Annotated in this window: 19 protein-coding genes; 5 read left to right on the top strand and 14 right to left on the bottom strand. The window is 42.4% G+C overall.

Annotation, left to right across the window (positions count from 1 at the left end):
• Positions 1-81: 81 nt before the first annotated feature.
• Positions 82-1,077, bottom strand: coding sequence for a TAXI family TRAP transporter solute-binding subunit (locus tag NQ095_RS11850; protein ID WP_258263687.1), 996 nt, complete (start codon positions 1,075-1,077; stop codon positions 82-84).
• A 293-nt stretch (positions 1,078-1,370) separates the two neighbouring features.
• The gene (locus NQ095_RS11845) at positions 1,371-1,925 is read right to left on the bottom strand and encodes a phosphatidylglycerophosphatase A family protein (RefSeq protein ID WP_258263686.1); all 555 of its coding nucleotides are present in this window, start codon (positions 1,923-1,925) and stop codon (positions 1,371-1,373) included.
• A gap of 151 nt (positions 1,926-2,076) precedes the next feature.
• Between NQ095_RS11845 and NQ095_RS11840 the strand changes: the two genes are divergently transcribed.
• The 4 genes from NQ095_RS11840 to NQ095_RS11825 all read left to right on the top strand — a co-directional run bounded on the left by NQ095_RS11840 (position 2,077) and on the right by NQ095_RS11825 (position 4,689).
• Positions 2,077-2,799: an alpha/beta hydrolase gene (locus NQ095_RS11840; protein WP_258263685.1), complete on the top strand. Its 723-nt coding sequence runs from the start codon at positions 2,077-2,079 to the stop codon at positions 2,797-2,799.
• Between the two features lie 161 nt (positions 2,800-2,960).
• Complete coding sequence (locus NQ095_RS11835; protein ID WP_258263684.1) at positions 2,961-3,479, top strand: YjcG family protein; 519 nt, start codon at positions 2,961-2,963, stop codon at positions 3,477-3,479.
• Between the two features lie 3 nt (positions 3,480-3,482).
• Positions 3,483-3,905 (top strand): GNAT family N-acetyltransferase, encoded by a 423-nt coding sequence (locus NQ095_RS11830; RefSeq protein WP_258263683.1) that lies wholly within the window; start codon positions 3,483-3,485, stop codon positions 3,903-3,905.
• Between the two features lie 109 nt (positions 3,906-4,014).
• The gene (locus NQ095_RS11825; RefSeq protein ID WP_258263682.1) at positions 4,015-4,689 is read left to right on the top strand and encodes a DUF421 domain-containing protein; all 675 of its coding nucleotides are present in this window, start codon (positions 4,015-4,017) and stop codon (positions 4,687-4,689) included.
• Here NQ095_RS11825 and NQ095_RS11820 read toward each other — a convergent pair.
• The 10 genes from NQ095_RS11820 to NQ095_RS11775 form a co-directional block, all read right to left on the bottom strand.
• Positions 4,686-5,582, bottom strand: coding sequence for an MBL fold metallo-hydrolase (locus tag NQ095_RS11820; RefSeq protein ID WP_258263681.1), 897 nt, complete (start codon positions 5,580-5,582; stop codon positions 4,686-4,688). The two genes, NQ095_RS11825 and NQ095_RS11820, sit on opposite strands and share 4 nt — an antisense overlap.
• 26 nt (positions 5,583-5,608) lie before the next feature.
• Positions 5,609-5,881 carry a hypothetical protein gene (locus NQ095_RS11815; protein ID WP_258263680.1) on the bottom strand — a complete coding sequence of 91 codons (273 nt, stop codon included), beginning with the start codon at positions 5,879-5,881 and terminating at the stop codon, positions 5,609-5,611.
• A 164-nt stretch (positions 5,882-6,045) separates the two neighbouring features.
• Entirely contained in the window at positions 6,046-6,306 is a 261-nt protein-coding gene (gene spoVIF, locus NQ095_RS11810) for a sporulation-specific transcription regulator SpoVIF (protein ID WP_034763965.1), read from the bottom strand.
• A gap of 666 nt (positions 6,307-6,972) precedes the next feature.
• Positions 6,973-7,089 carry a YjcZ family sporulation protein gene (locus NQ095_RS11805; RefSeq protein ID WP_258263679.1) on the bottom strand — a complete coding sequence of 39 codons (117 nt, stop codon included), beginning with the start codon at positions 7,087-7,089 and terminating at the stop codon, positions 6,973-6,975.
• Positions 7,090-7,168: 79 nt separating this feature from the next.
• Positions 7,169-7,861 carry a DUF421 domain-containing protein gene (locus NQ095_RS11800; protein ID WP_258263678.1) on the bottom strand — a complete coding sequence of 231 codons (693 nt, stop codon included), beginning with the start codon at positions 7,859-7,861 and terminating at the stop codon, positions 7,169-7,171.
• Positions 7,862-7,876: 15 nt separating this feature from the next.
• On the bottom strand, positions 7,877-8,233 hold the full coding sequence (spoVAE, locus tag NQ095_RS11795; protein WP_034763503.1) for a stage V sporulation protein AE: 357 nt from the start codon (positions 8,231-8,233) through the stop codon (positions 7,877-7,879).
• 20 nt (positions 8,234-8,253) lie between these two features.
• On the bottom strand, positions 8,254-9,270 hold the full coding sequence (gene spoVAD, locus NQ095_RS11790; protein ID WP_258263677.1) for a stage V sporulation protein AD: 1,017 nt from the start codon (positions 9,268-9,270) through the stop codon (positions 8,254-8,256).
• On the bottom strand, positions 9,270-9,740 hold the full coding sequence (gene spoVAC / locus NQ095_RS11785; protein ID WP_258263676.1) for a stage V sporulation protein AC: 471 nt from the start codon (positions 9,738-9,740) through the stop codon (positions 9,270-9,272). The genes spoVAD and spoVAC overlap by 1 nt, the downstream gene beginning before the upstream one ends.
• A gap of 12 nt (positions 9,741-9,752) precedes the next feature.
• The gene (locus NQ095_RS11780) at positions 9,753-10,220 is read right to left on the bottom strand and encodes a sporulation protein (protein WP_034763497.1); all 468 of its coding nucleotides are present in this window, start codon (positions 10,218-10,220) and stop codon (positions 9,753-9,755) included.
• A 262-nt stretch (positions 10,221-10,482) separates the two neighbouring features.
• Positions 10,483-10,839 carry a DUF1360 domain-containing protein gene (locus NQ095_RS11775; protein ID WP_258263675.1) on the bottom strand — a complete coding sequence of 119 codons (357 nt, stop codon included), beginning with the start codon at positions 10,837-10,839 and terminating at the stop codon, positions 10,483-10,485.
• Positions 10,840-10,973: 134 nt separating this feature from the next.
• Between NQ095_RS11775 and NQ095_RS11770 the strand changes: the two genes are divergently transcribed.
• Positions 10,974-11,468: a CotY/CotZ family spore coat protein gene (locus NQ095_RS11770; RefSeq protein WP_258263674.1), complete on the top strand. Its 495-nt coding sequence runs from the start codon at positions 10,974-10,976 to the stop codon at positions 11,466-11,468.
• Between the two features lie 43 nt (positions 11,469-11,511).
• Here NQ095_RS11770 and NQ095_RS11765 read toward each other — a convergent pair whose 3' ends face one another.
• Both NQ095_RS11765 and fabI read right to left on the bottom strand, forming a co-directional pair.
• Positions 11,512-12,039 carry a spore coat CotO family protein gene (locus NQ095_RS11765; protein ID WP_258263673.1) on the bottom strand — a complete coding sequence of 176 codons (528 nt, stop codon included), beginning with the start codon at positions 12,037-12,039 and terminating at the stop codon, positions 11,512-11,514.
• A 123-nt stretch (positions 12,040-12,162) separates the two neighbouring features.
• A complete protein-coding gene (gene fabI / locus NQ095_RS11760; protein WP_258263672.1) occupies positions 12,163-12,939 on the bottom strand; it encodes an enoyl-ACP reductase FabI in 777 nt (258 codons plus the stop codon).
• Positions 12,940-12,984 lie beyond the last annotated feature (45 nt).

The raw sequence follows: 12,984 nt of genomic DNA, 5'->3' as shown, positions 1-12,984 counted from the left end.
TGCTCTGTGTTAGCTTAAACCAAAACAAAAGAATAGACCGTATTAAGCGGCCTATCCCTTCGTCCATCTTATGGTGTCAAACTATTCCATTGAAATTCCTTTTTCATCAAAGTATTTCTTTGCACCAGGATGTAATTCGATTCCCATGCCTTTAAGTCCGTCTTCAGCTTTGATCAACTTCCCTTTGGCGTGGGTGATTTTATCCGTATTTTCAAAAATAGCCTTTGTCACATCGTAGATGACATCTTCAGAAATGTCAGCGTTCGTCACTAGCATGGCACGAACAGCAACAGTGGTCACTGCTTCATCCACTTTACTGTATGTTCCAGCCGGGATTTCATCTTCTGAGTAGTAAGGATACTTCTCGATCAGTTCGCTCACTTTTCCTGACTCAACAGGTACGATCGCGATGTCTTCTGTTGCAGCCAAACCTTCAACCGCTCCCGTCGGAGTACCGGACGTGATGAAAGCCGCATCGATGGTACCATCCTGAATCCCTGTCGTCGAATCATCAAATGATAGATTACGCGCTTCTAAATCATCCAGTTTGATGCCATGAACCTCAAGGATTTGAGTGGCGTTCAGTAATGTACCAGAGCCGGCTTCACCGACAGAAACGACTTTCCCTTTAAGATCTTCCACTGATTTGATGCCTGAATCCTTCGTTGTAATGATCTGGATTGTTTCCGGATATAGAGTCGCAATACCTCTTGCGTTCTCTACTTTGTTGTCTTTGAACATTTCTGTACCTTCAGACGCATAAGATGCAATATCCGTTTGCGTAAAAGCGATTTCAGTTTTGCCGTCTTTCACAGCGGCCATATTCTCAGCAGATGCACCTGAAGTGGATGCTGAAGATTTGATTCCGGTTTCATCTTCAATGATCTTAGCGAATGTTCCGCCCAACGGGTAATATGTACCCCCTGTTCCACCTGTAGCAATTCCGATGAAGTCAACCTCTTTGTTACCTTCACCATCAGATGATGAACCTCCACCTGATCCGCCGCCACATGCAGCAAGAACGACAGATAGAACTAGAAGTAGTGCAGTGCTTAGAAATAAACTGCGTTTTTTCATATTCTAATTCCCCCTATTAAATTTTATACGTTAACGAAATAATTGTAACACAATCTGTAACAATCTTGTCAAATCAAATACATAAACTTTTAACATTTTTCATAAAAAACCTTTTATAAAAATCCGATGTCATACAGTTCACCTTATCCTGGACCCGTCAATGTATAGGAGATGTATAAAGCGGTTACAAAAATTAACGTCCATTTCACCCTCGACGTATATTTGTCCACACAAAAAGGACTGAAGATGACTCTCTTTCTTCAGTCCCCCGCTGTTATATATCAGGTTGTCCATTAGCCGATTAATTCCTCGTCTTCGAACTTCAACTTATCTTCTTCGGAAATATTCTCTTCCAGGTCCCTCAGGCTGTGGGCAATTCTTGAAGAGGCATTTGCAGCGATGCTTGCAACAATATCATCTAAAAAGGTGTGGACTCCCTTTCCGTTTTTCGTATCCAATTCACGGATAATGCCGATCTTATTTTTGTCAAGATGACCAAAAGTTGTCACCGCTATGCTTCCATATCCAAGTGCTGCCCCCAGTGCGATGGTCTCATCGACCCCAAACAAACCCTCATCCGTTTCCACGATCGATTGAAGAGGTTCTGAAAGTTTCTTCTCCTCAGCAAGCTGATCCAATTCCACCCCGACCAGGATGGCATGCTGGATCTCCCGTTTTAATAACACTCTCTTCACACTATCGATACAATCTTCCATAGTAAGCCCAGGATTATATGGGTACTGCATTTCGAAGACGATTTCGGCAATATCTTCTATCGTCACTCCACGATCTTTCAATCTCTTTAATGCAGCTTTCGTAACATCTCTTGAATGAACAGGTTTATTCATTGGTATTCCCCTTTCTAAACAGCCTTGATTCTATTGAAAATTATAACACTCTTTTGAATTTTCGTATTGTAATCAGCTTTTGGGAATTATGAAAGAGATTATGGTACAATCTTTGTGTAAACGTTAACACTGATCTTAGGAGGCTATCGTCATGACAACCGCAAGAGGAACTGTAACCGAATTAAACCTCTTTAGCAAAGAATTAAACGAAGAGATGAAGATGCTTGTTTACTTACCTGCAACCTACTCTCCCCTTTATAAATACACCCTGCTCATTGCTCAGGATGGCAAAGATTACTTCCAGCTTGGAAGAATCCCCCGACACGCGGATGAACTGCTTTCAAACAGGGAAATCGAAAATATGATCATAGTGGGGGTCCCATACAAGGATGTAGAGGATCGCAGACGGAAGTATCATCCCCACGGTGAGGAAAATGATGCGTATATCCGTTTTCTGGCACATGAATTGGTCCCCTATTTAGATGAGCATTATCCGACCTATCATATGGGGATGGGACGTGCCCTCATGGGAGATTCATTGGGTGCAACCGTGTCTTTGATGACTGCGTTGAAATACCCGAATACATTCGGTAAGGTTCTCCTTCAATCTCCATTCGTCAACGAAAAAGTCCTTGATGCCGTGGAAGACTTCACACAGCCTCATCTGTTAAGCATTTATCATATAATAGGAATGCAGGAAACCGAAGTGAAAACGACAGATGGTAAAGTAAAGGACTTCTTGAAACCAAACCGACAGCTTCATGAAGCATTCGATCAAAAAGGATTCAGTTCCTTTTACGAAGAATTTGACGGGGACCACACATGGAAGCATTGGCAGCCTGATATAAAACGTGCATTAAAAATAATGTTTTAGCTGACCTAAAAGGCAAGTGGCGCCCCCCTTGTCTGTCAGAACAGCCGTTGAGCTTCTGTAATCAGCCCATTGCTCTTTCATTCGCCCTATATTAAATTTTTGAAGAATTTGCTATACTATACATATGACAATGATAGTTAAATAGAGGAGGATTGAAGAAAATGAATTATGGTATAGTCATTTTCCCATCGAAAAAGCTACAAGATATCGCGAACTCTTATAGGAAACGCTATGATCCTCATTACGCATTGGTCCCGCCACATTTGACATTAAAAAATGTCTTTAGTGCAGACGACGATCAAATTAAAGATATCGCAGGAAAACTTTCCGTGATTTCAAAGAAATACGACCCGTTTAATTTAAAGGTGTACAAAGTAAGTTCCTTTCAACCTGTAAACAATGTGATCTATTTCAAGGTCGAGTCAAAGCCTGAACTACAAGGGTTGCACGATGACATGCATCATCAAAACTTCATGGGTGACGAACCGGAATTCGCTTTCGTTCCTCACATCACGATTGCCCAGAAGCTTTCGAATGATGAACATTCGGATATTTTCGGTTCATTGAGCATGCTTGGCATCGATCACGAGGAAATAATCGACCGCTTCCACTTACTTTATCAGCTAGAAAACGGCTCCTGGACCGTGTACGAAACATTCCGATTAGGGAAGGAACAGTAAACGGTGAACGTCGAAGTTGCCAAAACAGAGGATCAGATCAAAGAGGTATTCCATATACGAAAGACGATCTTTGTAGAAGAACAACAGGTTCCCCTGGAAGAAGAAATCGATGAGTATGAAAGCGAATCCACCCATTTCGTTCTTTATGATGAGAACCAGGCGGTCGGGGCTGGACGGTTTCGTATTCTCGATGGAGTTGGAAAGGTAGAAAGGATCTGCGTCCTTAAATCCATCAGGGGGAAAGGTGCCGGGCGTAAGTTGATGCTCGCCATTGAAGAGTATGCGAAGAGGCAGCCATTATCACAATTGAAATTAAATGCCCAAACATATGCCATTCCTTTTTATGAAGGATTAGGATATCAGGTTACTTCCGATGAATTCCTGGATGCCGGCATTCCTCATAAAACAATGAAAAAAACTATCTGAAAAAAACAGAGAATCCAGGCCTGGATTCTCTGTTTTTTTGTTTATCCCTTCGTATATTCATGAACCATCCCGGCGATAATGGTGAAAGGTATGGAAAAGGGGGAACATCATGGAAATCAAGTCCATTGCCATCGAATTGATAGTTGGATATTTTGCTCTACTCATTTTGACAAAAATCCTCGGAAAAACACAAATCACGCAAATATCAGCTTTCGATTTCATTTCCGCTTTAATTCTTGGCGAGCTCGTGGGAAACTCCCTTTATGACGGGAAAACAACCGTCTTCCAAATTCTCGCTGCCATTTCGATTTGGGGAAGCCTGATCTTCATTACTGAATATTTCACCCAAAAATCAAGGCGATTCAGACATATGCTTGAGGGAACCCCTTCGTTAATCATCAATAAAGGGAATATCAATTTTGAAGAACTCAAAAAGAATCATTTGGATTTGAATCAGCTCCAGCATTTACTTCGTGCAAAGGATGTATTTTCTGTAAGAGAGTGTGAATATGCTCTTCTTGAATCAGACGGAACGTTGAGCGTCATTCGAAAGCCACTATATGATATAGTACAGCGCCAGGATCTTCAACTCCCAATCAAAGCAGCCACCCTCCCTCTTGCCTTTATAGTAGATGGTGAAATTGTCTATGATAACTTAACCCTTGCCGGACAAGAAGATAGTTGGTTATTGAGTGAAATAAAAAAACAAGGCTTCCTCTCTTCCAAGGACGTGCTTTACGCAGAATGGGAAGATGGAAAAACCTTGTTGGTTCAAGGGTATTAACAGGGTTTAAGGATCATTTCGTTGTTTTGGATCAAAAAGGACAGGAGTTTCTTACGTTCAAGACTTGTGAGGTATGCTGTGACCGATGTTCTAAATAGCAGCCACTGCCCCACGTTCGAGACGGTGATCATATGTAGTTCCAAGTATTCCTTCAAGATGTGATCGATTGTCTTTCCGTTAGGACATGTATTTACCACTGCTAAAAGGGAGTTCATCCTTTCTTTATGAAGTTCGATATTCTCCTTCACTGTTTGGGTGATGTCGTCTTCGAATCGTCCATGGCCAGGTATCGCTCCTTTGCAGGAAATGTGAAGGAGTTTTTCTAATGATTCAAGTGTTTGGTCTGCATCTACAATGAAAGGGATCACATGCTTCTTCAACGTCTCACGGCCAAAATAACTGTCTGCTGCATATAAGATTTCATCAACCAGGAGACCTGCCTGATTATGCGAATGCCCTGGTAAATCAATGACGTCGAAAGTGAAAGGACCAATGATATTTTCTCCTGAAAATAGTTCTCCATCCACCTCAACTGCCTGTCCCTCAAGAAATTTATTCCGTAATTCATTTATAGGAACGGCCCCATTGAACAAATAAATGGGTTCTAATATGGAATTCTCTATGATGGCTTTTTCAAATTTCAGGGCAAACAATGAAATATCATACTTACTCTTAAGATAGTGGGCACCCCCAAAATGATCGGTGTGGGCATGGGTGATCACACAATAATCGAGGGGAAGTCCCTCTCCCTCCAATATTCTCATTACCTTCTTCACAGCGGAATCATCCAATCCGCTATCGATTAAAAGCCCCTTTCCATCTTTTACACAATAACCAATCGTAACCGCACCGGTAAATGCATAGCAATGTTCTGTGAATTTCTGTAGTTTCAAGTCAATACCTCCATAGAATCGGTTCACTACACATATTCGCTAAAGTGGGTTCCTTTTCCTGTGAGCTGTGCTAATAGTGTTGAAGGAACGGATGGTTTGCTTAGTTTCTCATATGGAGCCTTTACTTGATCGGAATGTGGAACGTGTTCGCTTGTTCCTTCCGGGTGAGCTTGTGAATTATTTTTCAGTGGTTTAATCGGTTGTAAGGGGAAAAAGCTGAAGTGGTGTTTATCAACCTTGATTTCTCTTTCCTGATATTGTTTGTATTGATAGTGAGGAATCGGCGCAATATATCCCATTTTTATGACCTCCTTGGTTTTATTTACCCAATTTCAGATTGTTAAAAACGTATTTATGCTTACCTTCCTGTCTCTTTAAAACATCCTAAAAAAAGAAGAATTAACATAAAATACGTGGCTTCACGTTTTTTTATGTCCATTCTCCTTGATCTTGATTTCTTCTTTTACTTTTTCCCCTTGTTTAACATGTTGGAGATTGTGCCGAAGTCCAATTGCTTTCCATCGTTTACGATCGATTGGACAATTTTATCTTCCATTTCCTTGTTTACAGGTTTATTGGCGATTTTAGATACACGTTTGATGACGCTTCTAACCGTAGCTTCATCTTTGAAGTTTGCATTTTGTAAAGAGTTCGCAAGCTCTAACACTTCGTTCATGTTAACGCCTGTCTTCTTCTCTAAATTCTTAAAAAAGTTATTATTCATTTCCATCACGCCTCCTTTTAACTATAAGCATCATATGTAAAAAACCCAGGAGCGTGAATTGAAAATGAAAATAATCGAGGTAGCATGTTGTCATTCCTTAACAACAATCTCTTTCCGCAAAGGTTGTTGCTTTTCAGACATATTGTCTGCCCGGGCTCTGTCAATCAATGTATGGTGGGATGGCAAGGGGAACCGCTCCGCTTTCCGCGGACGGACGGCCGAGCCTCCTCAGCTTTCGCTTCCGGGGTCTCGGCACGCCCGTTTTCCGCAGGAGTCTACGCAGTTCCCCTCACCATCTCACAAGATTAGTGCGACAGAGCTCAGGAGTGACAAAACCAATAATAAACATGGCTTATACTACAGAAGTCAATCTCTACTTTTGTAGTATAAAGGCAGGTTCTATTGCTTCTATGTTCAGTTTTTTATCTTAGGCATGTTTTAAAAATTATGCTTTAAGTTGATTGGAGCGGAAGGTGCTCGACTCCTGCGGGAATTGCGGGAAAGTTGAGACCCCGCAGGGCAAAGCCCGAGGAGGCTCAACTCACGCCCCGCGGAAAGCGAGCACCTGTAGTGGAAAGCACCCGACACGTCACTCTTTAGAAAAAAATAGATAAAAACAAAAAGACAAAATCTCTCTAATGAGGATTCTGCCTTTTGTACTCCTTTCTAACAGAAGCTTGCTCCGACGATAATCAAGAGAATGAAAAGCACAACGATCAAGACAAATGTCGAACCATAACCGCAGCCGCCATATCCACAGCCACCGTATCCATATCCATACATATAATTTCACCTCTCTTTTACCTTTAGTCTCTTATAACATATGTACAAAAAGAGGATAACGTATGGGCTTTTGGATATTTTATTGTGTGTTTGTCCAATCATACAGATCAAATGTCAGGTTGCCTTCAGAATCTAATTGTGCCAGAAAGACAGATTCCACTGTGAGTTTCCTCTTAGACAACTCACGAACTAACCATGGCAAAGGAAAGCCTACTTCAGACAGTGCTTTTTGATCGATTTTCCCATCTGTAATGACGGCTTGTGGTGGAGTGGATTTTAGTGATATGTCATATACATCTTCCCGGACAAGGGGCTGTTTTTCTTTCTTCAGCATAACACTTAGATCGCCGTTCGTATCAAGGGATGCGAATTCTACATCTGCAACGCGGAATACATCTTTTTTCCGTAACTGTTCAAGCATTTCATCAACAGAATACTTCTCTTTCTTCAATGCTTTTTCATCAATATTTCCATCCTTTATAAATACCGTCGGCTTCCCTTCAGCAAATCTCCTAAAGCGAATGCTCTTCAGGGACAGGAAAGAAAACAGGAGGGGAAATGCAAACCATAATAGGATACTCATCAGCCCTTCACTCAAGGGCAGGTTCAAATCCATTGAAAGTGTCCCTGCAATGCTCCCGACTGTAATCCCTGTGATGTATTCGAAGAACGATAATTTCGACAGCTGCTTCTTCCCCAACAATTTGGTGATTGCAAAAAGGGAAAGCAGGATAAATATACTTCTTAGTGCCACCTGTAAGTATTCAGGCATCTGTTTTCACCTCTATCATCCCTTTGGTTTGAACAGGAGCGCACCAATAAATCCGAAGATTATGGCGGATGAGATCCCGGAACTTGTGACTTCGAACATACCCGTAAGAACTCCCACCAATCCGTGTTCCCCGGCTTCCTGCATCGCCCCATTGACGAGTGCGTTCCCAAAGCTCGTGATGGGAATGGTCGCTCCCGCCCCGGCAAAATCGATAAGGGGCTCATATAATCCGAAGCCTGAAAGGATGGCTCCCGAGACTACCAGCAGACTTAATGTGTGCGCCGGGGTCAGTTTCGCCACATCAAACAATAATTGACCGATCACACAGATGATTCCACCTATTGTAAAGGCCCAAAAAAACATCGCTAACACTTGGTTTCCTCCTTTCAGATCTACATAAATTCAATCGACACCGCATGGGCGATACAAGGAATAGACTCTCCTTGTTGAAATGTCAGGGGTGACAACAATGCTCCTGTCGCAATGACCAAGATGCGTTTGTACGTTCCTTTTTTCATCTCATTCAATAAATGACCGTAAAGTACGGTGGCTGAACACCCCGGCCCACTTGCTCCTGATTGAACCGGCTGACTTTCACCATATATCAGCATCCCGCAATCTTGAAATAACCCATCAGGGATCGCGTAGCCTTTTTGTTTCAACATTTCAACAGCCGTCTGCCTTCCAATTGTGGCAAGATCGCCTGTAATAATGAGATCATAGTAGGAAGGGTCCCTTCCCAGATCCTGAAAATGACCAACAATCGTATCAACAGCTGCCGGGGCCATGGCCCCACCCATATTAAATGGATCCTTCAACCCCATATCCACCACCTTCCCGATCGTTGCAGATGTCACTCTCGGAGTCGGCATGGTGACCGATGTCCCATCTCCAACTACAGCATATCCGGCACCCGTAACCGTCCATTGGGCCGTAGGGGGTTTCTGGCCACCATATTCAGTGGGGTAGCGGAATTGTTTCTCCGTAGCAGAGTTGTGGCTGGAAGCTCCCGTAACCACATGACGGGCTCCGTGATAATTCACTAAAAAGGCTGAAAGCGCGAGACCTTCCATAGATGTCGAGCACGCCCCGAACAAACCGAAATAAGGAATTCCACTGGTTCTTGCTGCAAAACTTGAAGGGGTGATTTGATTGATCAGATCACCAGTCAAAAAAAATTGGATATCGCTTTTTTGCAGAGATTGCTTTTCGAGAGCAATTTGAACGGCGTCTTCAATGAGTGTCCGGTTGGCTTTCTCGTATGTTTCCTGCCCCATCCATACATCATCGTAAAATTGATCGAAGTCGGCTGTGAGGTTTCCTTTTTTCTCAAAAGGCCCACCGACGACACCGGTTGAAAGGATGGCCGGATTGCCAGGAAATACCCACGAACGTGTCCCTTGCAGCATCAGATCACCCCCAGCTGGATTAGAATAGTCTTGATTAATGCCACTATAAAGGCTGAGAATACCCCGAAGACAATGACAGATCCTGCCAGTTTAAAGATATTCCCTCCAACACCGAGGACGAGTCCTTCTGTTCTGTGCTCAATGGCGGCAGAAATCACGGCGTTCCCGAAGCCTGTGACAGGGACGGCACTTCCTGCCCCTGCAAATTGACCAATGTGGTCATACACCCCAAAGCCGGTGAGGAGCATGGCGAAAAAGACCATCGTCGCAACCGTAGGGTTCCCTGCAGTCTGCTCAGTGAAGTTGAAATAATAAATGTACATATACGTTACCGCCTGTCCGATCAGACAGATGAAGCCTCCCACAAAGAATGCTTTCACCACGTTTCTCAGGAGGGGCCGCTTCGTTTCATATTGTTTTTCTAACTGTTCGTACTTCTTTTGTTCGGGTGTTTTTTGTGTTTTTGCCACGAAACATTCCTCCTACGTTTTCTCTTTTTGCAGCTTCACGATATCCTGGAATCTTTTTTCGGCATCCTTTTTTGAGATTGACCCATTTTTCAGCCTTTCTTTTAAGCGGATGGTTTCGAGAAAGATTTTATAGTCACTGGATAATATAAAATCTTCTTTTGGATATTTATCTTCCAAATAGCGGTCCATTTTCTTTTCGATCTTTTTCATTTTGAATCTGTGCAAGTGTTTCACCTTGTAAACAACTAGCGTTTCTTTCTTTCCCTGGATGACAGCTACATCATAAAGCTCCTCCATCTTGGAGATTTCCCTTTTGATGGCGTGACCGTAACTGTCAGTCTCTGGATTGTCCACTAATTCAATGGGGGGCGGATTGGTTTTCTTCATAAGTGCAATCTTACTATCGCTTCCATCTTCCTTATTCGCACATCCAATCAAAACGCATAATGAAAGTGGAATGATGATCCTTTTTTTATTCATGACAGACCCCTCTTTTGTTTGTACTCACCTTTATTTTTTTCATAAAGTCAATTTTTATGAAAAAAAGACTGCCCAATTTGAGCAGTCTTAGCTTTTTTTCACTTTTGACCCACAGCCGCACCCTTTTTTCTTAGTGGATGAGTTTCCTTGTTTCTGTGTATTTGTAGAGGGTTTCTTCACTTTTTATTTCCTCCTTTATCCTGATTCCCTATTTAGTATATGTGAAGAAACCCGAGCTTGTTTCCACTAATTACCTATAGCTTCAGTCTGTTTTCCAACTTTGTACCGCAGCTTCCAGGATGGCAGCGATTCCCGCAACGGCCAATAGGGTGATGAGTGGAGTGAAGTACAATGAAAAAAAGTAATAGCCTCCATAAAGAAAGCCTGATACCCATATACCCGTACACCAATAACAAGACAATAACTCTCCGATAAACCCCTTCAAACCACCTTTTTTGGGAGAAAGATAAATTGCCTCTTCCCCATTCTCTTCCACTTCAACATACTCATCGAAAAATGGAGCTCGTAAGAACTCAGTGATCTTATCGAAGACAATGAGATGGGTCAAACGAAATATGGCTAAGCCAAGTGCAATCAGTTCAATAAAAGTAACTTGCAATGGAAAGACTCCCTTCAATTCACAAATTATACAAGCCCAAATTTACAAAAGAGGGCAGATGTCCGTTACCTAATTGCCTACAAGACAATATGTTAGTAATGTAAATGAAATTCATTTTAAGGAGGAACTTCTATATGGGTTGCGGAAGAGATAAAGACAATAGTTCAAAAGATCGTGGTTGCGTATGTCAAGCCGTCCGTGCTATTAAAGATATCCAAGACGAAGCAAATCAGGAGTGTAACGATTGTAAAAATGATTGTTTCCTTGAGCCACTAGGTTCATTGGTGAGCCCTTCCAATCGGTTGAACACTCGTATCTTCAAATTATATCTAAAAAACGGTGAGACGTTTAAAGCGCACATCAAAGGATGCCCTTGGAAATCACCATTTTTCCGGGTAAAGGAAGTTTTTGATAACTGCTGTGCCACTCTTCAAGTGTTAAAGCCTGACTATGCTGAAGCTTCTGGTTCTGGTTCAAGGTCAGGATCCGGTTCTGATATGGACACTATGGGCAATAACACTGACTGGGTATTTACCGGTGAATGTATCACAGTCGACCTGGATTGCTTCTGTGCGATTCAATGTATCAAAGATGTACACGTATTCTTGGAATGTGACGAAATAAACTAAGTCAGATGAAATAAGCCAGCCGGGAATCCCGCCTGGCTCTTTTTTATTGGAGGCCGATCATCTTGATGGATTGCAATTCATTCTTCCTCATTTTTACCTCTTCCCCTTGAAAGCTTTTAACGGTTATTTCATTTCCGGAATCCTCAAGGATGACGCCTTTCACTGCCAACACACCATTTGAAAATTCACAAGGAAAAGGTACCTTACCGGAAATGCTTGCAGAAATGTAGTCTAATTTCTCTTCTATGGTCAATTCACGGAATGGCTTTAATTTCCTGAACGCAGAAGTGGCCGTTTTCCGTTCTGGAAGCGGAGGGGCCGGTTGGACATTTGGTTCTTCCTTGTTGTGCTCCCCCTGATCCAAAAATAATTGCTCATCAACATATTTACCTTCTTGTACACCTAATGGTGTTTCAGAGTCTGATATCCTTTTACTTTTATCAATCTCTTCCTTTGCCTTGGGTTTCTTGACTGATCGGTAAGTAACTTGCATATTGCCTTTCACTTCTTCTAATCTCGGCTGGTTTATATACAGCAGGGGTTCTCTCCCCGCTTTTTTCTCTTTTCTCACTGAGACACCTCCTAATTGATCTCCACTTTTATATGTATGCAAAAAGCGCCCAGGGGTTTCATGTTTATGGAATATAAAAAAAACGGCAGAGGGAATCTTATCCCACAGCCGTTTTTTATATTATTATCCCAGTACGTGATAGCCTGAATCTACGTGAAGGTTCTCTCCTGTAATCCCTCTTGAATAATCACTGAAAAGGAATACTGCTGTATCTCCGACTTCTTCCTGAGTCGTATTGCGGCGAAGTGGAGCACGCTCTTCGATTTCTTTCAGGATGCTGTTGAAGTCCCCAACGCCTTTGGCTGACAGGGTACGAATCGGACCTGCAGAAATGGCATTCACACGGATACCGTGTTTCCCAAGGTCGCTCGCAAGATATTTCACGCTCGCTTCAAGAGAAGCTTTTGCCACTCCCATGACATTATAGTTCTGCATGACTCGTTCTCCGCCCAAGTACGTCATGCTCACAATGCTTCCGCCTTCTGTCATAAGGTCCTTAGCCACTTTTGCCACTGCAGTAAGTGAATATGAGCTGATATTGTGAGCAAGCAGGAAACCGTCTCTTGTCGTATTCATATAATCTCCGGCAAGCTCTTCTTTATTGGCAAAAGCAATACAGTGAGCCAGTCCATGAATGCTCCCCACTTCTTCTTTAATAGTGGCAAAACATTTTTCGATGTCTTCATCATTCGTCACATCACATGGAAGTACGAGTGAATCTTCTCCGCCTTCGAGTGTTCCCGCTAAATCCCTGACACCTTTTTCAAAACGTTCCCCTGCATATGTAAAAATCAAACGTGCACCTGATTGATGCAGCGAACGGGCGATACCCCACGCGATACTGCGCTTATTCGCCACTCCCATTACAACATATGTTTTACCTTTTAATGAAAGAGTCATTATTATCCTCCTAATTAATACATGTTATTAGTACCTGCTACTAAT

This window comes from Rossellomorea sp. SC111 (genome assembly GCF_024733565.1).
Taxonomy (GTDB): Bacteria; Bacillota; Bacilli; order Bacillales; family Bacillaceae_B; genus Rossellomorea.
This window is presented reverse-complemented; position numbering and strand designations above follow the sequence as displayed.

Excerpts from the sequence above, each read along its gene's own strand:
- NQ095_RS11850 (WP_258263687.1), bottom strand. The coding sequence starts at position 1,077 with ATGAAAAAACGCAGTTTATTTCTAAGCACTGCACTACTTCTAGTTCTA.
- NQ095_RS11845 (WP_258263686.1), bottom strand. The coding sequence starts at position 1,925 with ATGAATAAACCTGTTCATTCAAGAGATGTTACGAAAGCTGCATTAAAG.
- NQ095_RS11840 (WP_258263685.1), top strand. The coding sequence starts at position 2,077 with ATGACAACCGCAAGAGGAACTGTAACCGAATTAAACCTCTTTAGCAAA.
- NQ095_RS11835 (WP_258263684.1), top strand. The coding sequence starts at position 2,961 with ATGAATTATGGTATAGTCATTTTCCCATCGAAAAAGCTACAAGATATC.
- NQ095_RS11825 (WP_258263682.1), top strand. The coding sequence starts at position 4,015 with ATGGAAATCAAGTCCATTGCCATCGAATTGATAGTTGGATATTTTGCT.
- NQ095_RS11815 (WP_258263680.1), bottom strand. The coding sequence starts at position 5,881 with ATGGGATATATTGCGCCGATTCCTCACTATCAATACAAACAATATCAG.
- spoVIF (WP_034763965.1), bottom strand. The coding sequence starts at position 6,306 with ATGAATAATAACTTTTTTAAGAATTTAGAGAAGAAGACAGGCGTTAAC.
- NQ095_RS11805 (WP_258263679.1), bottom strand. The coding sequence starts at position 7,089 with ATGTATGGATATGGATACGGTGGCTGTGGATATGGCGGCTGCGGTTAT.
- NQ095_RS11800 (WP_258263678.1), bottom strand. The coding sequence starts at position 7,861 with ATGCCTGAATACTTACAGGTGGCACTAAGAAGTATATTTATCCTGCTT.
- spoVAD (WP_258263677.1), bottom strand. The coding sequence starts at position 9,270 with ATGCTGCAAGGGACACGTTCGTGGGTATTTCCTGGCAATCCGGCCATC.
- NQ095_RS11780 (WP_034763497.1), bottom strand. The coding sequence starts at position 10,220 with ATGAATAAAAAAAGGATCATCATTCCACTTTCATTATGCGTTTTGATT.
- NQ095_RS11770 (WP_258263674.1), top strand. The coding sequence starts at position 10,974 with ATGGGTTGCGGAAGAGATAAAGACAATAGTTCAAAAGATCGTGGTTGC.
- fabI (WP_258263672.1), bottom strand. The coding sequence starts at position 12,939 with ATGACTCTTTCATTAAAAGGTAAAACATATGTTGTAATGGGAGTGGCG.